The organism is Polaribacter sp. OB-PA-B3, assembly GCF_054589375.1.
The window spans coordinates 440,532-462,138 of record NZ_BAAIIX010000001.1; the positions used below are offsets into that span (position 1 = coordinate 440,532).

At 31.4% G+C, this 21,607-nt stretch carries 9 protein-coding genes; all 9 read left to right on the forward strand.

Translation table 11 applies throughout. The features are described from left to right. The first annotated feature begins 126 nt into the window (after nt 1-126). The 9 genes from ACYPV9_RS01950 to ACYPV9_RS01990 all read left to right on the forward strand — a co-directional run bounded on the left by ACYPV9_RS01950 (nt 127) and on the right by ACYPV9_RS01990 (nt 21,581). The gene (locus tag ACYPV9_RS01950) at nt 127-2,397 is read left to right on the forward strand and encodes a glycoside hydrolase family 3 N-terminal domain-containing protein (RefSeq protein ID WP_299062805.1); all 2,271 of its coding nucleotides are present in this window, start codon (nt 127-129) and stop codon (nt 2,395-2,397) included. Nucleotides 2,398-2,403: 6 nt separating this feature from the next. After that, nucleotides 2,404-3,537, forward strand: a complete 1,134-nt coding sequence (locus ACYPV9_RS01955) for a glycoside hydrolase family 88/105 protein (RefSeq protein WP_459741413.1) — start codon at nt 2,404-2,406, stop codon at nt 3,535-3,537. 205 nt (nt 3,538-3,742) lie between these two features. Continuing rightward, nucleotides 3,743-5,932 (forward strand): beta-xylosidase, encoded by a 2,190-nt coding sequence (locus ACYPV9_RS01960; protein WP_459741414.1) that lies wholly within the window; start codon nt 3,743-3,745, stop codon nt 5,930-5,932. A 139-nt stretch (nt 5,933-6,071) separates the two neighbouring features. Next, a complete protein-coding gene (locus tag ACYPV9_RS01965) occupies nt 6,072-8,594 on the forward strand; it encodes a heparinase II/III domain-containing protein (RefSeq protein WP_459741415.1) in 2,523 nt (840 codons plus the stop codon). A 135-nt stretch (nt 8,595-8,729) separates the two neighbouring features. Further along, nucleotides 8,730-10,742 carry an RICIN domain-containing protein gene (locus ACYPV9_RS01970; protein WP_299062792.1) on the forward strand — a complete coding sequence of 671 codons (2,013 nt, stop codon included), beginning with the start codon at nt 8,730-8,732 and terminating at the stop codon, nt 10,740-10,742. Between the two features lie 133 nt (nt 10,743-10,875). Then, nucleotides 10,876-12,795: a hypothetical protein gene (locus ACYPV9_RS01975; RefSeq protein ID WP_459741416.1), complete on the forward strand. Its 1,920-nt coding sequence runs from the start codon at nt 10,876-10,878 to the stop codon at nt 12,793-12,795. A 55-nt stretch (nt 12,796-12,850) separates the two neighbouring features. After that, entirely contained in the window at nt 12,851-16,060 is a 3,210-nt protein-coding gene (locus ACYPV9_RS01980; RefSeq protein WP_299062786.1) for a family 78 glycoside hydrolase catalytic domain, read from the forward strand. Nucleotides 16,061-16,082: 22 nt separating this feature from the next. Next, entirely contained in the window at nt 16,083-18,449 is a 2,367-nt protein-coding gene (locus ACYPV9_RS01985) for an alpha-L-rhamnosidase-related protein (RefSeq protein ID WP_459741417.1), read from the forward strand. Nucleotides 18,450-18,707: 258 nt separating this feature from the next. Then, nucleotides 18,708-21,581: an alpha-L-rhamnosidase gene (locus ACYPV9_RS01990; protein ID WP_459741418.1), complete on the forward strand. Its 2,874-nt coding sequence runs from the start codon at nt 18,708-18,710 to the stop codon at nt 21,579-21,581. Nucleotides 21,582-21,607: the final 26 nt, after the last annotated feature.

The window sequence follows — 21,607 nt, forward strand, 5'->3', positions numbered from 1 at the left end:
GTTAAGGTTTCTTGTACTTTAAATACCATTATAGTACAGGATACCTTTTTTTAGTATAAAAATTATTTTTATTTTTCTTTAGAGGGGTTAACAAAAAATCAATTCAATTTCAAAATAAAATAATACATGAAGAAATTACTAATTTTATTTTTAATCGCAGTTCTCTTTTATGCATGTGGAGATTCATCATCAAAAGAAAAAGATTACAAAGATAAATCTTTATCAATAGATGAAAGAGTTGACGCATTACTTCCGTTAATGTCTACAGAAGAAAAAGTAGCACAAATGCGAATTTTTCATGCCAATATTGGTGCAAAACCAGACGAAAATGGAAATTTAAAATTATCTAAAAGAGTAATTAAAAAGCTAAAATTAGGTATTGCTGGAATTAAAAATCCGGGAGAACATATAGATCCTGTGGCTGCAGCCAAAATGAATAACGAGTTGCAAAAGTATATAATAGAGAATAACAGATGGGGCATACCTGCTTTATTTGTTACAGAATCTTACAATGGTGTAGATGCTGATGGTTGTACTTTGTTTGGTCGTCCAATGACGTCTGCAGCATCTTTTAATCCAGAATTGGTACAAAGACAGTGGGATATTGTTGGTAGAGAAGCTCGTTTAAGAGGTATGCACATGTGCCATTCACCAGAAGCCGATATTGTTAGAGACCCACGTTTTGGTAGAATGAGTGAAGCCTTTGGAGAAGATACTTATTTAACAACTCAAATGGTTAAAAATGCCATTATTGGTGTGCAAGGAAATTACGAGGGTTTAGGCGCAGGAACTCATATTGGTGCTGTAGCAAAACACTTTGCAGGTTATGGCCAAGTTTTAGGAGGCTCTAACTTTGCTGCCATAGAGATTTCTGAAAGAACTTTAATAGATGAAATTTATCCGCCTTTTGAAGCTGCTGTAAAAGAAGCAAAAACTCTAGGTATTATGGCTTCTCATGGAGATTTAAATGGGGTTGCTTCTCATGGTAATAAAGAATTGTTAACAGGTGTTTTACGAGATGATTGGGGTTTTGAAGGTTATGTAGTTTCAGATTCTAATGATATTGCACGTTTATTTTATTTTATGGGTGTTGCAGAGTCACCAGAAGCTGCTGCCCAAATGGGGTTAGAGGCAGGTATAGATATCGACTTATATGCAGAAGATTCGTATTCTTATTTGCCAAAAATGGTAGAAAAAAATCCTGAATTAATGAAGTTGATTGACAGGTCTGTAAGACGAGTTCTAAGAACAAAGTTTATCTTGGGTTTGTTTGATAATCCATACATAGATTTAGAAGAAACTAAAAAAGGAGTTCGCGCTGAATCTTCTCTAGAATTGGCAAAAGAATCTGATTTAGAATCTATTATTTTATTAAAGAATGAAGAAAAAACTTTGCCTTTAAGTAAAAACAAATCTACAAGAGTTGCCCTTTTAGGACCTTTATTAAAAAAGAATACCAAAGAAATGTTTGAATCTGCTGTTGGGAATAGCAATGTGAAATTCACCGCAGAAAAAGGATTCAATTTAACTAACGAAAAAGGAGGCGCTCCAGAATTATTAGAGAGAGACCCAAAATCAATTGCAAAATTAGTAAATATTGCAAAAAAATCAGATGTTGTTGTATTGTTCTTAGGAGGCGATAAATTTACCGCGAAAGAAGCATATTTTAGTAATAGTACTTTAGGAGATAGAGCAACAATAGATCCTGTTGGTCCGCAAGATGAATTGGTAGAAAAAATTACAGCTTTAGGTAAAAAGGTAATTGTTGTTTTAAAACACAGAAGAACATTGTCTATAAATACTATTGCAAAAAATGCAGACGCTATTTTAGATACTTGGGATTTAAGTGAATTTGGAGACCATTCGACTGCTAAAATTATTTTTGGTGATGTTTCTCCTTCAGGTAAATCTCCTGTAACTATACCAAGATCAATAGGTCAATTACCTTATCATTATAGCATGAAAGAAATTAACTATAAGAAAGAATATTTATTTTTAGAGAAAGGACCGATTTACCCTTTTGGTCATGGTTTAAGTTATGGTAATTTTGAGTATTCAGAAATAAAATTATCTAGTGCAGTAATTACACCAGATACAGAAATTATAGCGAGTGTAACTGTTACCAATACAGGAAAAATGAAAGCGAAGGAAGTTATACAAATGTATCTTAAGGATGAAATAGGGTCTGTAACAAGACCAGATAAAGAATTAAAAGGATTTCAGAAAGTTGAATTTGCTGCAGGGGAAAGTAAAACAATATCTTTTAAAATTACTCCTAAAATGTTAGAGTTTACAGGTATTTCTATGCAAAAAGTATTAGAAGCTGGAGATTATACTGTTAAAATTGGTACTTCTTCAAATGAATATTTAGAGGCAAAATTCAAATTAAAAAAATAGTCGATAATGAAAAAATCAATAGTAGTTTTATTAAGTTTTTTAACTCTTATTAGTTGCTCTAAATCGCAAACAGTAGATGCTGAAAAAAGTGCTAATTTAGATCATATAGCAATAAAAAAATCGATGATAAAAGCCTTAGAATGGCAAGAGGCACATCCTATTTTTGCAATTGCACCTACAGATTGGACGGCAGGAGCCTACTACACAGGTGTTGCAAGAGCTCACAAAACTACCAAAAACATGATGTATATGGCTGCACTTAAAAACCAAGCATATTGGAATAAGTGGCAAACTTACGATCGCTTACATCATGCAGATGATGTAGCCATTTCGTATAGCTATTTGTATGTTGCTAGAAACGAAAAAAGAAGAAATTTTGTAGATTTAGAACCTACAAAAAAGTTTTTAGACACGCATTTATTTGAAGATAATAACTGGAAAGCAGGTACAAACAAAAGTAAAGAAGACAAAACCATTTTATGGTGGTGGTGTGATGCTTTATTTATGGCTCCTCCAGTAGTTAATTTATATGCAAAACATACAAAGCAACCTAAATACTTAGAAGCAATGCATAAGTATTACATGGAAGCATATAATAGATTGTATGATAAAGAAGAAAACTTATTTGCAAGAGATATGCGTTTTGTTTGGAAAGGAACAAAAGAGGATAGAAAAGAACCAAATGGTAAAAAAGTATTTTGGTCTAGAGGAAATGGATGGGTAATTGGTGGTTTGGCTTTACTTTTAGATGATATGCCAAAAGACTATAAACACAGAGATTTCTATGTAAGCCTTTATAAAGAAATGGCCACTAAAATTTTAGAAATCCAACCAGAAGATGGTTTATGGAGAACAAGTTTGTTAAGTCCAGAATCTTACAATCATGGAGAAGTAAGTGGAAGTGGTTTTTATACTTTTGCTTTAGCTTGGGGTATTAACAATGGTTTATTAGACAAAAAACATACTTCTGCAGTAAAAAAAGCATGGAGTAGTTTAGCTGCTTGCCAACACGAAGATGGTAGAGTAGGTTGGGTACAAAATATTGGTGCTTTTCCAGAACCTGCTTCAGCAAATAGCTGGCAAAATTTTGGTACTGGTGCATATTTATTGGCCGGTAGTGAAATATTAAAATTAAAGTAAATAATTTCAGCAGAAAAAATATTAAAATCGAGGGTGAAATCCTCGATTTTTTGTGTTAAATAAACTGTGTTAAGTATTTAATATTGTTAGTTGCAAAAGTAAATCAGGACTACACAGGATAGATATTAATTTGTATAAAAGTAAATTTATAAACTATAATAACTTATTATATAATTTTGAACTTTATAATCAATCAACAAAAAAGATGATGAAAAATATAACTGCCATCAAATTAGTTCTTTTAGTGTTTTTATTAAATCTATTTAGTGCATGTACATCTACTGAATCTAATAGTTCTGCAAGCAAAGAAGATGATGAAATTGCTACCAAGGTAAACGACTTATTAAGTCAAATGACTTTAGAAGAAAAAATTGCAGAAATGACCCAAGATGCTCCTGCAAACGAAAGATTGGGAATTCCGTATATGAAATATGCAGAAGCTTTACATGGTGTATGGCTTGTTTTAGATTATTATGGTAATACAACTGTATATCCACAAGCAATTGCCGCTGCTTCTACTTGGCAACCAGATTTGGTTAAAGAAATGGCTTCACAAACCGCTTTAGAAGCTAGAACTTTAGGAGTTACACACACCTATTCGCCTAACTTAGATGTAATTTCTGGTGATCCAAGATACGGTCGTGTAGAAGAATCTTACGGAGAAGACCCATATTTAGTGTCTAGAATGGGTGTTGCATTTATACAAGGTTTGCAAGGAATTGGTGAGGAGCGATTTGATAAAAATCATGTAATTGCAACTGCAAAGCATTTTATTGGCTATCCAGAAAACAGACGAGGAATTAACGGTGGTTTTAGTGATATGTCTGAGCGTAGATTAAGAGAAGTTTATTTACCACCTTTTGAGGCTGCTATAAAAGAAGCAAAAGTTGGTGCAGTTATGCCTGGGCATCAAGATTATAATGGCGTTCCAAACCACATGAATACTTGGTTGCTAAAGGATATTTTACGTGATGAATTAGGTTTTGATGGTTTTATTGTTTCTGATAATAATGATGTTGCTCGATTAGGAACAATGCATTTTATTGCAGAAACTAGAACAGAATCGGCTATTTTAGGTTTAAAAGCTGGTGTTGATATGGACTTAGTTATTGGAAAGAATGAGAAGTTGGCAGCATATAATACTAAAGTTTTAAAAGATACGATAACTAAGAATCCTGAATTAGAAAATTATATAGATAAAGCAACATCTCGCATTTTAAAAGCAAAATATCAATTAGGTTTATTTGATTCTGAATCAAAAGAAATTGACACAAAAACTATTAACGCAGGTAGAAAAGAACATCAAGAATTTTCTTATGAAATGGCTAAAAAAGCAATTATTTTATTAAAAAATGATAATAATACATTGCCTCTAGACATATCCAAAATAAAATCGTTAGCTGTAATTGGGCCAAATGCTCATGAAGAAAAACCTAAAAAAGGAACGTATTCTTTATTAGGTGGTTATTCTGGCTTGCCACCATTTTATATTTCTGCTTTAGACGGAATAAGAGCCAAAGTTGGCGATAAAGTAAAAATTAATTATGCAAAAGGTTGCGATTTATTAAGCAATTCTAAAGAAGGTTTTCCAAAAGCAATTGCAGCTGCAAAAAAATCTGACGCAGTTATTTTAGTTATTGGTGGCTCAAGAAAAACAGGTGGTGAAGGTGTAGATAGAGCTAATTTAGATTTGTATGGTGTGCAAAAAGAATTGGTAAAAGCAATTCATAAAACAGGTAAGCCAGTTGTAGCTGTTTTGATTAATGGAAGACCATTGTCAATTAATTATGTTGCAGAAAATATTCCATCAATTTTAGAAACATGGTATTTAGGTATGCGTTCTGGAGATGCTATTGCAGATGCTATTTTTGGTGATGTCAATCCAGGTGGAAAATTAACAGTTTCTTTTCCAAGATCGGTAGGTCAAGTTCCTGTAACTTATTTACAAAGACCAGATTTTATTGGATCAGGTAAAGGATTATTTAAAGATGCAGACAAATCTCCATTGTTTCCTTTCGGATACGGATTAAGTTACACTACGTTTAAATACAGTAAACCAAAATTTAAAAATGCTTCAATTTCTAAAGATGGCAGCACGACAGTTTCTGTAGATGTAACCAATACAGGAAAAAGAGCAGGAGATGAAGTTGTACAAATGTATGTTAGAGACGATTACGCTTCTGTTGGACGTTATAATAAAATGCTAAAAGGTTTTGAGCGTATTTCGCTTGAACCAGGAGAAACTAAAACGGTAACTTTTACCTTAGGTTTTAATGAGTTAAATATTTTAAATCAACAAATGAAAAAAGTGGTTGAACCAGGAACTTTTACAATTTCGGTTGGGGCATCATCCTTAGAAAAAGATTTACATAAAGCGATATTAACAGTAAAATAGAAACTCTATTTAATTTAAAAAAAAGCCTTTTATAATTTTATTTATAAGAGGTTTTTTTATGTTTAAGTCTTAAGAATCATTAGGATAAATTTATTGTTTAGAAAGGTTAATTTTAGGTATTAAATAAATATATTTTAAAATGATTAAAAAGCTCATTTTTTCGTTTATAATTTTATGCTTCTCAAGTGTTGTGTTAGCTAAAGATTTTAATAAAGGTTCTAAAACTTCTAGTATAAATTTAGTTATGATTGCTCATTCAACAGAAAGAGAAGTACTATTAGACACTTTAAAACATCCTCGTATCTGGGTTTCGAAAAAAGATAGAAAAGGTATTTTGGATAATATTTCAAAATATTCTTGGGCTAGTAGTTTGTTTGGTCAATTAAAACAAAATCAATCCTCTAGATATTTAAATCATGCGAAAAATCCATCAGAAGAAATAAATTTAATACCTAGTTTACCAGGAGATAGAAAAATACATAGAACAATTTTAAATGATGGCGTAGAATGTGCAATACTTTATTATTTAACAGAAGATGAAAAATATGCCCAAATAGCATCAGATATAGTATATCAATATGTAAAAATGATAAGTGTTAAAGATCCTTTAAAATTAAAGTTTTACCATAAAAAGTTTAATCATTTAATACAAACAAGAGAACATTTTCCGAGAGTAGCAATGATATACGATTTTGTACAGCCCTATTTAATTAAGCCAAGTACAAAAGTTTATGATATAAGTACTAAAAATAAAGTGCGTTTTAATTTTAAAATAGCCCAAAAAGCTTTTGAAGTGATGGCTAATAATGTAATAAACTTGGGTGGTAATAATTCCAATCATCCTGTTTTAGAACTACCGGGTGCTTTGTACGCTATAATTTGCATGGATAGTAAAATAGCACGAGACCGTTTTTTTGATAAAATTTTAAATGGATTGGCTAGGTCTAGACAACCAGGAGTTTATTGGATGTTAAACAGATTTAGTAAAGAAGATCGCTTATGGCCAGAATCTGCAGGTTATGGTAAGTTTACACATGCTTTATTTATTCAGTTAATGAATATTATAGATAGATATCAACCAAATTTAAAGATTATAGATAATCATAAAGACATTTTAAAAAGTGTTTTTATTTATGAAAACTTTTTATATCCAAACGGCGCAACTATGGCTTACGGAGACATTGGTAGAAGTTTTACAAATCATGCCCATATTTATAGAAATGTCTTAAAAATTGCAGACAGAAAAGGATATACAGCTTTAAAAAAAAGAGCAGCTACTGTTTTACAAAAAATTTATAAAGAAGAAGGTGGTTATAAACCAATGATAGAAAATCAAAGATTAGAATGGAACAATCCATTACAGTTATTGTGGGGTGTAAATATTGATACTTTAGTATCTGGTGCTGGCGAGCCTAAATATAGAACTGTAAAAGCAACGCACGCAGGTATTGTAATGCAACGTAATTATTCTGGTAAAGATGATAAACAGAATGGTTTAATGTATTACACTGGTGGCGGTACTTATGTTCATGCGCATGCATCAGGCTTAGATATGGAATTGTACGGATCAGGATATGTTATTGGACCAGATTACGGAGGGTCTGCTAGTGGTTACGGATCAGAACTTCATGAACAATACGCTGTTTCTTATGCAGCACATAATACAATTATTGTAAATGGTACTTCTGGTAGAGGCTCTAAAACAAAAGGGAATAGTACATGGCAAAATATTGTAAATCCTGTGGTTTTAAAAGCTTCAGAGCCAAAACCGTATGAAAATGCTATTGCACAAAATTTTAGTTTTTCTACGCAGTTTTTAGATGATGTTATAAATAATGTAAATCAGCAACGTACTAATAGTATTATAAGAACTAGTGCAACTTCTGGTTATTATGTTGATATATTTAGATCAGTTTCAACGACTAAAAATAATTTTCATGATTATTTATTTCATGGTTTAGGAGATAAAATGCAAATAAAATCGAAAAATAATAATTTGTTTATGGTAGATACTCCAAACAGGTTTCAAAATGATACAGGAGATGCAAGAAAACAACCAGGATGGAGATGTTTTTCTGATGCTAAAACATCTTTATTAACCAGCGATCCTGTTACTGCAAGATTTGATTTACAGGTTACAAAAGATTATTTACACATGAGTATTCCCGGAGGTGTTACTAAAGAGTATAGTTCTGTGCTTGCACCACCAACACAAGAAGTAAGTAACGGATATGATAAAAAAGACACTCAGGTTTTTATAATGCGTAAATACGGTGAAGCTTGGAATAAACCTTTTATAGCGATTTACGAACCTTCTAAAAGTAATAAACCAACAGTAAAAAAAACAGAAAATATTATTATTGATAACAAAATTATTGGAGTAAAAGTTATTTCTAAAGTTGGTAAACAAGAAATTCAAGATATTATTTTGTCAAATGATAACGATACAACAACTTTAAAATTATCGAAATTGAATATTGTTTTTAAAGGTAGATTTGCAATTGTTAGAACTTTAATTAACGTAAACAAAACTAATATTTATATGTATTTGGGTGATGGTAAAGAGCTTCAGTTTTTAGATAAAAAAATTAAGGGAGATATAGATGGTAAAGCATATTCTGAGTATATTTTGAATTATGACATATCAAAAAAAGTAAATTAAATTATATAAGAGTAATAAGTAGTTTAAATATTCTACTTTTCAATCTAATAAATACTTTTAGGTCAGGATAGGTCAGGATGGTAAATTAAAATTATTTACCAAACTTTACCATACTAATAAAGATTTATAAAGCTTATGTTAATAAAAGGAATTCAAAATAATACTTTTAAATCAATACTATTTTTTGTCATTGTATTATTTACGTTTTGTGCTTTTGCACAAGATGCGCCACCTTCTGATGGTGTTTTTAGATTACAAAATGTAGCAACAGGAAAATATTTAACAGATGCAGGTTCAAGTGCATCTGCAGTAACGATGTCAGATTCCGGAGAAAATGTAAGTACACATTTTAAATTTGTACAAACTGGCTCTTTTTATAATATAGATAGTGAAGTAATAGGAATACTACGTGCACCAGGTGCCGGTGGTCCTGGAGGCGCTTATGTGGTTGTTAGTACAACTAAAAGCTCACCAGCTTCAGATACAGATAAAACATGGACTATATTTCATAATCAAACAGATGATACTTATAGATTTGGTTCTAGAACATCTGGTAGATTTTTGTATCATGAAGAAAATGGTACTGTAACTCATGCTATTGCAGCAGATACAGATGACAGAAGTAACTGGAAGCTTCTACCTTACGAGCAAACACCTATCGTTGTAGCTTCAGATGAAGATACAAATACAGATCTTAATTGTCCAGCCTCTGGAGAATTTCAAAATAATAGCACTAGAAATGTAGATATATCTAATCCTGTAAATGTAGGAACTGCAGATGATAGAAGCTGTTATTCTGATTATTCAGAAAGTACTGTAAATAATAAAACGTGGGGTGTTTATAATATTACTGCTGGTTCTAACCATTGGGATAGCTCTACATTACAACCAAGAATAGAGCGATCTATGCCAAGATCTGGAGAAACTGGTGTGGGTAGTTTTGCAAGATTTAATGGAACTTTTAGAATTCTAGAAGTAGGTGAATTGTCTGGTAATGGAAGTGGTAGTCAAGATGGAAGTTATTTAGCACAAGCAAAAGGAAAACACTCTGGTGGTGGTGGTTCTAATGACCCAGCAATTTGCTTGTATTTAGCAAAAGCTGTTTATGGCACTGGTATTAATGCAGACAAACAAGTAGCTTTTAATATATATGCAGAACGTATTTTAGAAAGAGGAGGAGAAGGCAGTGGAAGAGAAATTGTTTTTCTAAAAAGAGTAAATAAAAATGAAGAAGTTGATTTTCAATTAGAAGTTGGTTTTAGATCAGATCCAAATGACCCAACAAAAAAAATACATTATTGTGATGCTATAATTGGAGGAGAAGCTTTTAACTATAACATTCCAGAACCTGAAAGAGGTTTAGAATCGGGGATAAGATATGGTGCCTATCGAGTTAAAGGAGGTAGAGCTCAATTTAGATGGGCAAACACTACATATCAAAAAGTAGAAAAAGAAGATAGTAATGTAGCAGAGCCTTCTGATGATATTTTTAGATTAAGAAATGTAGCAACAGGCAAATTTTTAACAGACGCAGGTTCTAGTGCAACACCAGTTACAATGACAGATTCTGGAGATGCAACTAATACACACTGGACTTTTGTAAAATCTGGAAATTATTTTAATATAGATAGTGAAAGTTTTGGAATAATACGAGCTTTAGGAACTGGAGGGGTAGTGAGTACATCAAAAGCTGCACCTGCTTCTGATAGTGATAAAGTATGGACTATTCGTGACACTGGTACTGAAAATATATTTAGATTTGAAGCTAGAAATAATGGAAGATTTTTATACCATGAAGAGGATGGTAGCGTTTCTAATATTGCTGCTTCTGATAGTGACCAAAGAAGTTTTTGGGAAGCGATTCCAACAAGTCAATCATTAAGTATTAGTAAAGAAGAGTTGTTGTCTAATTCAATAAAAGTATATCCAAATCCGGCTAAAGAAAATTTTACCATAGAAATTAACAATTTAAACAGTTCAAAAGTTGAAATTTTTAACCTGATAGGAAAACTTATCTTTACTAAAGAAATAAATGAAAAGAAAATTCAAATAAACAACCACAATAGGTTTAAGCAAGGAGTTTATTTTGTAAAAGTTACTACAAAAGAAAACAATAAAGTATATCGCAAAAAACTTATAATTAAGTAAATTATAATTTTATCGTAATAAAAAAGCCAGAAGAATATTCTTCTGGCTTTTTTATTTTAATTTAATCAGGATAAAACAGGATACAGATTAAACTTAATCTTTATAATTTCATAATTCATAAAATATATTTAGAATGAAAAGACGTAACTTTCTACAACTCTCTGCATTTGCAGGTGTAGGTTTGTCATTACCAATGTCAGGAATATTAAATGGCTGTTCTAATCAACTAGAACATTCTTTAGAATTTAAGAACTTAATAAAAGGTTTATTAAAAGACTGGAGTGACGGTATGTTGAAAGTGCAAATCAATAATCCATCAAATTTAGAAGTTCACGGTGCATTAGGTTGCCCATCATGTTCTCATATTCATGGACGCTGTATGGATGCTGTGTATCCGTTTTTATATATGGCAGATAAAACTGGTGATCAAAAATATGTAGAAGGTGCAAAATTAGTAATGACTTGGGCAGAGAATAATGTGTCTCAAGAAAGTGGAGCTTGGACCGTAATTAAAAACCCAAAATCATGGAAAGGAATTACCGTTTTTGGAGCAATAGCTTTAGCTGAAGCATTGCATTATCACGGGCATGTTTTAGATGTAAATACTCGCAAAGCATGGACAACTCGTTTAGAAAAAGCAGGACAATATATCTACAATACATTTACAATAGATTTTACCAATATCAATTATCCGGGAACAGCAGTTTATGGACTAGATTTAATAGGAAACGTTTTAAATAGAGAAGATTTTAAATCGAAGAGTAAAATTTTAGCGACTCAAGTAAAAGCTTATTTTACAGAAAATGAAGGTTTATTATTTGGAGAATGTAAAAAAAGCTCAAGTAAGCTAAGTGAAAAAGGTTTGCATGGGGTTGATTTAGGTTATAATGTAGAAGAAACGCTGAATAGTTTAGTAATGTATGCAATAAAAGAGAAAGATGATGAATTACTACAAATCTTAACTAAATCATTAAACAATCATTTAGAGTTTATGTTGCCAGATGGTGCTTGGGATAATAGTTGGGGTAACAGAATGTATAAATGGAGTTATTGGGGAAGTAGAACATGTGATGGTAGTCAACCAGCATTCGCAATGATGGCAAATATCAATCCAGCATTTGGTACAGCAGCCGTAAAAAATACAGAACTATTACAAAGATGTACTGCAGATGGATTAATTCATGGAGGTCCTGGTTTTATTCAAGCTGGTATTCCACCTTGTGTGCATCATACATTTACACATGCCAAACCTCTAGCAGCTTTATTAGATCATTGGGCTCATTTACCAAAAATCAATGATAAAACAGCATTACCAAGAGCCACTGCAGATGGCGTAAAACATTTTAAAGATTTAGATGTTTATCTTTTTGCAAGAGGAGATTGGAGAGGGACTGTAAGTGCTTACGATGCAGAATATCATTACAAATACGATTTTAGACAAGCATCTGGGGGTGCTTTAGGAGTCTTATATCATAACAAAGTAGGGCTTTTATGTGCTGCAAGTATGGCAAAATATCATTTAGTAGAAAAAAACAATCAGCAACCACAACCAGGTAAAGATATTTGTTTAACACCAAGAGTTGAAACTTTTAAAGATGAGGTTTGGTACACAAATTTATACGATTTACCTGCAAGAGTAGCAACTAAAGATACAAACGGAACGATTGAATTAATAGCAGACGTAAAATTAAAAAATGTAGATAGAAAAGAAGTTGAAAGTACTGCTTCAGCATTCGATATTAGGTACAATTGTTCTGCTAATAAAACAGAAATTACAGTAACTACACAACAAGATATCAAAGCACAAACTGCTTTTGTATTGCCAATAATTTCTCCAAACAATGAAGTTGTTACAAAAGTAAGTGATACAGAAATTACGATTCAAAAATCAGAGGGATTAGTAACTCTAAAAGCAAATGCACCAATTAAAACTAAAGAAATTTTAGGGAAAAGAACTTTTAATATGGTTCCTGGTGTAGAAGCAATTCCTTTCGAAATATTTTTTGATAGAGACATCAAAGAAATAAATATTTCGATAATTATTACCTCTTAAAACTAATTTAGAAATGATAGTTACCTTCAAAATCAATACAAAACTATTATTTCTTTTGTTTTTTTTGGAATTTTTAAGTTGTACACCAAAAACAGTAACTAAAGTAAATAATTTAAAAATAGAATATAAAACTAATCCTTTAGGAATAGACAATACAAGTCCAAGATTTAGTTGGAAATTGATTGAAGAAAACCAAGTCAGAGGCCAAAAACAAACCGCGTTTCAAATTTTAGTGGCTAGTAGTTTAGACAATTTAAATAATGATAATGGAGATATGTGGAATTCTGAAAAGTTACAAACAAATCAGTCCGTAAACAATACCTATCAAGGAAAACCATTACAATCTACAAAGCAATATTTTTGGAAAGTAAAAGTTTGGGATAAAGATGGGAATGCTTCAAAATGGAGTGAAACTGCTAATTTCTCAATGGGATTATTACAACAATCAGATTGGAAAGGCGATTGGATTTTAAAATTAGATCAGAAAAAAACCGATTATAATTGGTACAGAAAAAATTTTAAACTTGATGAAAATCCAACTTCTGCATTTGTGTTTGTGGGTTCTTTTGGCTATCACGAATTGTATGTGAATGGAGAGAAAATTACGCAAAATGTAATGAATCCAGTATCCTCTTACATGAAAAAAAGAATTCCGTATTTAACTTATAATGTAGCTGATAAATTAAAAAAAGGAGATAATGTAATTGCTATTTGGCACGCAGCAGGCTGGTCTCGTTGGCGAAGAATTAGAGAATATAGAAACATCCCTTTTGTATTTAAAGCACAAGCTGAAATTATAGTTGGCGGAAAAAATGTCTCTTTAAAAACAGATACAACTTGGAAAACCAAAAAAAGCCATAGTGAGTATTATGGAGATTGGGATATTTTACGTTTTGGAGGAGAAACTATAGACGATAGAAAACGAGAAGACAACTGGAATACTACAGATTATGATGATAGCAGTTGGATGAATGCCAGTATTTACAATCCTAACATTCTAAATGCAGAAATTCCAGAAGGGAACAACATCAGTTTTGCATTGAATAGCATAAAAGATAGAGAAGTTAGAGCATTATATCAGCCAATAAAAGCAAAATTAAGTGCACAAATGGTTGAACCTCAAGTGAAGTTTAAAAAGATAAATCCTATTGCTATTGATAAAAATGATAATGGAACTTTTCGTGTAGATATGGGAGAAAATTACACAGGTTTTTTTGAAATGGATTTGTACAAAGGTGTAGCTGGCGACTCTATTTTGTTTGAAATAAGTGATAGATTGGAAGTAGAATCTAACTGGAAACAAAAGAGTAAATATATCTATGGAAAGTCTGGTAAAGGAAAATTTAAAAACCGTTTTAATGTTGGAGCAGGAAGATGGATTACCATTTATGGACTAAAATACAAACCAAAATTAGAAGACATTAAAGGGTATGTTGTAACAAATAATCGTAAACAAATAAGCAGTTTTACTTCCTCTAATAATCAATTAAATAAAATTTATCAAACAAATCTAAACACTTATTTAGCCAATACTTTAGATGGTATTTTGGTAGATTGTCCACATAGAGAAAGACGTGGATGGGGAGAAGTTACTGTAGCTGCTATGTATGGTGATGCTTTGCCAAATTTTGAAAGTGGTGCGTACATGGATCAATACTTACAATATACAAGAGATGCCCAATTTCCTGATGGAAGAATAAGAGCGGTAATTAATGAAGAAGATCGTCCATTTTTAATGTGGAAAGCCAATAATCCATTAACAGTTTGGGAAACCTATAGAATGTTGGGCGATAAAAAAGTATTGGAAGACAATTACAAATCGATGCAAAAATGGATGACTTGGTTATATGAGAATTCAAATTTTGAAACAGGTGGCGCATTAAAAGCTGGTAAGCAAGGTTTAAGAGAATTTCCAGGTTTAGGAGATTGGTGCACGCCTCGTGGTAATTTTTGGACAAGCAGTAATTCTCCAGAAGCTTTGCATTTTAACAATTGTTTGTATGCTTTTATGTTAGACAATGCTGTAAAAATATCGAAAACTTTAGGTAAAAATGAAGATGTGAAGCTATTTGAAAATCGATTAGAAGTACAAAGAGCGGCCACTCATAAATTATTTTACAATCAAGAAACTAGTAAATATGTAAATGGGCAACAAGTAGATCAAGCATTTGCTCTAATCGCAGGAATTATGCCAGTATCTGAAAAACAAAAAGTAGAAGATATTTTGGTTGATAATGTGTTGTATAAATTTCCGTATTATGATACAGGTAGTTCTGGTCAGGCATTATACACACGTTATTTTACAGAAGTTGGAGAGCGTATGGATTTGATTTATGAATTACTACAAGACAAACATCACCCAAGTTATGGTTACTTTTTAGAACAAGGAAAAACAGTATGGCCAGAACGTTGGTCTGCTACTGGAAACAGTCAAATTCATACCTGTTATACCGGAATTGGTGGCTATTTTATAAAAGGTTTTGGAGGTATTCGTCCAAATCCAGAAAAGTTGGGAATGCAAAATATGCTTATAAAACCAGCTCTTGTTGGCAATTTAACTTTTGCCAATACAAGTTATACTTCTATGTATGGAGATGTAGTTGTTAATTGGAAAAAAGAGGATAAGGGAGCTACTTTTTATATAGAAATTCCAATAAATACAACTGCAAAAATATACCTACCTGCAACACAAAAAGAGGATATTACAGAACATGGAATCGCTATAAAAAACACAAAAGGAATTCAATATATAGGATCAGAAAAAAATGCAGCTGTTGGCAATTATATCATCTTAAATGTAGCATCAGGTGTTTATAATTTTAAGGTTGATGAACTGCCAGTAATTCAATTGCCAAAACCATTAAATAATATTAAAAATTTAGCAAAATTAGGAAGAGTAAATGCATCATCTATGTTCATTCAAACTGAAAAATTACCAGTCTTTGAAGCGTTTCGAGTAAATGATGAAGATGAAGAAACTCGTTGGCTAGCTATTGAAACAAAAAATCAATATGTAGAAATAGAATGGGTAAAACCTCAAACTTTTAATCAAATTATTGTTGATGAGTTTGGAGATGTAATTACGTCTTACAAAATCCAATATTGGGATAATAATGAGTGGATAGATGTAGCAAAAGGCACAGATTGTGGTTCAAACAAAAGCCACACTTTTAAATCTGTTTCAACAATAAAATGCAGATTATTTATTATTGACGCAAAAGATCTTCCTTCCATAAAAGAAATAAAAATTTTTAATAAAAACTAAATATTATAAAAAGTTAAAACTAATGACAAAAAAGAATAGTAATTTCTTTCTAGTATTTACTTTAATAGCATCAATTTGTTTTGCACAAAATCCAAATTGGGATAATGCCAAATGGATTTGGCAACAAGAAGATGGCCCTTCAAATACTTGGATGAGTTTTAGAAAAACGGTAAATATTAATCAGATTCCAGAGATTGTTGAAGCAAACATAGCAGTAGATAGTAAATTTTGGTTGTGGATTAATGGAAAAATGGTTTTGTTTGAAGGAGGTTTATCACGTGGACCAAGTCAGGCAGGAGATTGGAAAAGAAAACAAAAAATCACACCTGCAAATTCATGGTTTACTACTGTAAATATTCAACCTTATTTGAAAAAAGGAGAAAATACAATAGCAATATTAGTTTGGTTTTGGGGACGTGAAACACACAAAGGCACACACGTTGATAGTGGAAAAGGTGGATTATTATTATCATCAGAAATAGGAAATAAACACATTGTTTCAGATAAAACTTGGAAAGCAATTTCACATCCTGCATATAATAATACAATCGCACCGGCAAGTAAAGCCATTGTACAATATAGTGTGCTTTATGATGCACAAAAAGCGATGCAGGATTGGTCAAAAAACGCTTGGTATTCAGAAAATTTTAACGATTCTAGCTGGAATTTTGCAGTTGAAAAAGGAAAATTAGGTGTTGCACCTTGGTATAAAGTAGAAAAAAATATTGTTCCTCAATTGGTAAATCATGGTTTGCAAAACTATGAAAACGATAATGATTTAAAATTTCCATTTATAAGTAATGGAAAAACGATAAAAGCAAAATTGCCTTTCAACAAACAAATTACACCCTATTTAGAGATTGAGGCTAAAGCTGGAGATACTATTTTTATTACAACAGACAATAGACTAAATAGAATTAATGCAACATATATAACAAAAGAAGGTAAACAATCTTTTGAAAGTTTTTCTTGGATGAATGGTCACGAAATTAAATATGACATTCCCAAAGGTGTAAAAGTAAATGCCTTAAAATATAGGTGGATGAGTGTTGGAGAAATGGCAGGTAAATTTAAAGTTGATGACCCATTTTACAATCGTTTATGGTGGATGGGAAACAATACTTTATTTGTTTGCGCTCGTGATAATTTTATGGATTGTCCAGATAGAGAGCGTGCATTATGGATTGGTGATGTAGCAGACCAAGTTGGATATTTGTTTTATGCTATGGACAATGCAGGTCGTCAATTATTAAAAAAAGCTATTTTACAAACCACCGCTTTTAGTGAAGATGGAGTAATGGGAGCTCTAGGCCCCTTAAGAGTGCGTGAGTTGGTTGCACAAACTTTAAAATTTATAGCACAAGGTATTTGGCCTTATTATTTGAATACAGGAGATAAAGAAACTCTTGAAAAAGCCTATCCTTACGTTTATGATTATTTAGCATTATTTCCAATGAAAGAAAACGGACTGCCAGAATATCGTAAACGAAAAAGTCCAGACTCTTGGGATTGGGTAGATTGGGGTGTTAAAAATACTGCTGATAAACAAGCGATTCAAATGGCATTTTATTATTTGGCATTGTCAGAAGCTAAAAAAATGGCAGAAGTTTTAGGAAACACAAAACACATAAACTGGTATGATGATAGAATGAAAAAAATGAAACCTGCTTTTAACAAATTGTATTGGAAAGATGGTTTTTATAGCTCTAATGCAGAAAAATTTAAAGATGATAGAGCCAATGCAATAGCTATTGTTTCAGGTATTTCAAAAGCTGAATATCATAATCAAATTGTAGAAAATGTATTAATTCCAAATCGATTTTCTAGTCCTCATTTTGAGTGGATTGTAGAAGAAGCAATGTGTATTGCTGGCAATTATAAAGCTTCTTTAGAGAGAATGAAAGCACAATATCAAAGTCAGGTAGATAAAAAATCAATGTCAACCCTGTTTGAAATGTTTCCTAAAGGAGGTAGTTACAATCACGCTTGGAATGCACCAAATACCATTTTATCTAAATATATTGCAGGTGTAAGACCTACCAAAAAAGGGTGGAGCGAATTTGAAATTATGCCAGAATTAGTGCATTTTAAAAACATAAAAAAAACAGTTCCTTCTGTAAAAGGAAATATTGACATAGAGATTACTAAAAGTGATGCTGAATATCAACTAAAATTAAAATCGCCAAAAGAAACTGAAGCAATTATTGGTATTCCTAAAGCAGATAAAATAATCGAAAAAGTGCTTATCAATGATAAGCTTTTTTGGAGTAAAAGAAAGATAAAAAAGAAAGTAAAGCATATTCAATTTGTAGAAGAGGATAGTTATTATGTGAAGTTTAGAATTTCTTCTGGGGATTGGGAAATAAAAGCAATCTATAAAAAACAATAATGATGAAAATAGAATTATGGATTTTACACATGTCATCCATTATTCTAACATCAAATCTTTGGTGTGTTTATCGAAAAGAATGGTTTGGCGTAGTTAAAAAAAAACAAGCTTACAATAACATCTGGAATTTTTGTGATTTTACTTTATGTAGTTTTGGTAGGTATAAGAAATTCTCTTTAATAAAAGAATTACCTTATAGAACAGGACGATTTAAAAAATCAATTAAAATACATTTAAAAATTATTTATATTTTATACAATGATCAAAAAACAAATTTTAATTTTTACGGCTTTAGTTGCACTAATTTTTATTTCTTGTGGTAAAGAAAATTTTTCCAAATCATCAATTTCTTTCGATAAATTATTAGTTAACACAAAAGAAAATCCAATAACTATAGAAAGTAAGAAACCCAATTTTTCTTGGACTGTATCTGTTGATGGTTATAACAAATCTCAATCTGCATATCAAATTTTGGTAGCATCATCAATAGAAAAGTTAATTGAAGGTGATGCTGATCTATGGAATTCTAACAAAGTAGAAAGTAATAAATCAACTTTTGTAAAATATAAAGGGAATGCTTTAGAGGCGATGCAAACCTATTTTTGGAAGGTGAAGATTTGGGATGAAAAAGGACTTGCATCAAATTGGTCTGCTGTTCAGGAATTTGAAATGGGCTTAATGGAAGATAAAAACTGGGGAGCTTCTAAATGGATTACATTAAAAAAAGATACAAGAACTTCTGATTATCAATTTAGAAATTTCAAAACAGGTAGAATGAAAAATCAACCTGCAAAAAAAGTAAATGGTTTTTCAGCAGGTTATTTTAGAAACGTAATCGACATCAATAAAAAAATAGAAAATGCTCAAGCATACATTTGTGGTTTAGGTTATTATGAGTTGTACTTAAATGGAATAAAAGTTGGAGATCATGTTTTAGATCCTGCGCCATCTAACTATGATAAACAAGCTTACTATGTTAAATACGATATCTCTAAACAAGTTGAAGAAGGTAAAAATGCATTCGGAATTATTTTAGGAAATGGTTTTTACGGACAAAATATTTCTTGGAGTAGAGATCCAGAATCTAATAAAAAAGGGGTTTCTTATGGACCACCAACTGTAAAGATGTTGGTTAAAGTAAATTATACGGATGGTTCATCAACAGATTTTTATACCGATGAAAATTGGAAAGAAGCTACTGGGCCAATTGTATTTAACAATATTTATGGAGGTGATACTTATGACGCAAATTTCGAGTTAGGTAATTGGAATACAGTTGATTTTAATGATGATAAATGGGGAAACACAAAAGTAGCATCACCAAAAGTTAAAAAAATAAGTGCAAGTCAAATTCCTGCAATTAAAAAACTAAAAGAATTTGAACCTCAAAAAGTTTTTAAAGCACCAGATGGAAACTGGATTGTAGATTTTGGACAAAACATTGCTGGTTGGGTAAAAATCAATGTAAAAGAAAAGAAAAATCAGTTAATTGAAATCATTACAACAGAGGCTTTATTAACCAATGGAAAAGATATATTTCAAGGTTCAACTGGTGGTGGTGCAAATGGAATGGCACAAGTTTATAAATACATTTGTAAAGGAAATGATTTAGAATCTTGGGAACCAAAATTTAGTTATCACGGATTTAGATATGCTAAAATTAAAGGAATTTCTAGAAAGCCAAATGCAGATATGATTAAAGCAGTTTTAGTAGCTACAGATATTCAAGAAACAGGAAGCTTTACTTCATCTGATGCGTTATTAAATAAAATGCACAGTATTAGTAAATGGACAATTGTTGATAATGTGCACGGAATTCCGGAGGATTGTCCTCACAGAGAAAAATGTGGTTGGTTAGGAGATGCACATGCTTTTTGTGAATATGCTTTGTACAATTATGACATGTATGATTTTTATAAAAAATACATGGAAGATATTAAAACACAAATGCGACCAACAAAAGGACATAACAATCCTGAATTAAAGTTTCAAGTGCCTACAATGATTGCGCCAGGTAAAAGAACTTCTACGTATGCAAAGATAGATTGGGGTGTTGCCACAATGTATTTACCATGGTATAATTATAAGTTTTATGGAGATGATGAAATCGTAAAAGATTATTACGAACCAATGAAAGGATTGACCAATTTTTACTTGAATTTTAAAGCAGAAAACGGAATTATGCAAGATGGAATGGGAGATTGGTGTCCACCACTTTGGGATAGAAGAAAAAATCCTAGTGCAATGGAATGTGACCCTATCATTTCTGCAAATGCCTACTTTTATGATGTTTTAGGAATTATGGAGAAATTTGCAAAAATGAATAATGATACTACTTATGAAGCTAAAATGAAACAAGAAAAAGAAGCGTTGTTAAAAGCCTTCAATCAACAGTTTTTAGTTGATATTCCAAATACAAAACACAAATGGTATCAAAGTCAGACAGCAACTGTACAGGCTTTACAATTTAATATGGTGCCAAAAGAAGAAATAGAAACTGTTGTAAATGGTTTAGTGCACAATATTGTTAATGTAAAAGGCGGCCATCACTCTACAGGTATCCATGGTAACAGATACATTTATACCGTGTTATCTAAATACGGGAAAGCAGATTTAGCGTATCAAATTTTAACAACACCAGATTTTCCAAGTCAAACTTATGTCATGAATTCTGGTTTTACAACATGGCCAGAACGTCAATTTATTTGGGAAGAAATGGAAGGGCCAACTAACTCTTTAAACCACCCAATGCACAGTGGTTTTGCTGCGTATTTTTACGAGTCTTTAGGAGGTGTTCAATCATCAACAGAAAAAGCAGGATTTAAACAGTTTATCGTAAATCCAAAATTTCCAAGTCAAATTTTAAATACGCATGTATCTGTGCCAACTCCTTTTGGAACAATAAAAAATAGTTGGACTTCTGAAGATGGTTTTTTAACAATGAATTTGGTAGTGCCTTTTAATACTGAGGCTAAAATTATTTTAAATAAAAATGAGTTTGAATCTTTAAAAATAAATGATACATCTTTAGATGTTTTTAAAGATAAAAATAAAGTTATCATTGCAGATGCAACAAATATACTTTTAGGTTCTGGAATCTATAAAATAAAATATCAAAAATCATCAAAATAAAGCATTATACAACAGGATGCTTTTAA

What these genes read in the sequence shown, in the direction of transcription:
- ACYPV9_RS01960 (WP_459741414.1), top strand. Translation starts at nt 3,743, where the DNA reads ATGATGAAAAATATAACTGCCATCAAATTAGTTCTTTTAGTGTTTTTA.
- ACYPV9_RS01975 (WP_459741416.1), top strand. Translation starts at nt 10,876, where the DNA reads ATGAAAAGACGTAACTTTCTACAACTCTCTGCATTTGCAGGTGTAGGT.
- ACYPV9_RS01965 (WP_459741415.1), top strand. Translation starts at nt 6,072, where the DNA reads ATGATTAAAAAGCTCATTTTTTCGTTTATAATTTTATGCTTCTCAAGT.
- ACYPV9_RS01990 (WP_459741418.1), top strand. Translation starts at nt 18,708, where the DNA reads ATGATCAAAAAACAAATTTTAATTTTTACGGCTTTAGTTGCACTAATT.
- ACYPV9_RS01970 (WP_299062792.1), top strand. Translation starts at nt 8,730, where the DNA reads ATGTTAATAAAAGGAATTCAAAATAATACTTTTAAATCAATACTATTT.
- ACYPV9_RS01955 (WP_459741413.1), top strand. Translation starts at nt 2,404, where the DNA reads ATGAAAAAATCAATAGTAGTTTTATTAAGTTTTTTAACTCTTATTAGT.
- ACYPV9_RS01985 (WP_459741417.1), top strand. Translation starts at nt 16,083, where the DNA reads ATGACAAAAAAGAATAGTAATTTCTTTCTAGTATTTACTTTAATAGCA.
- ACYPV9_RS01950 (WP_299062805.1), top strand. Translation starts at nt 127, where the DNA reads ATGAAGAAATTACTAATTTTATTTTTAATCGCAGTTCTCTTTTATGCA.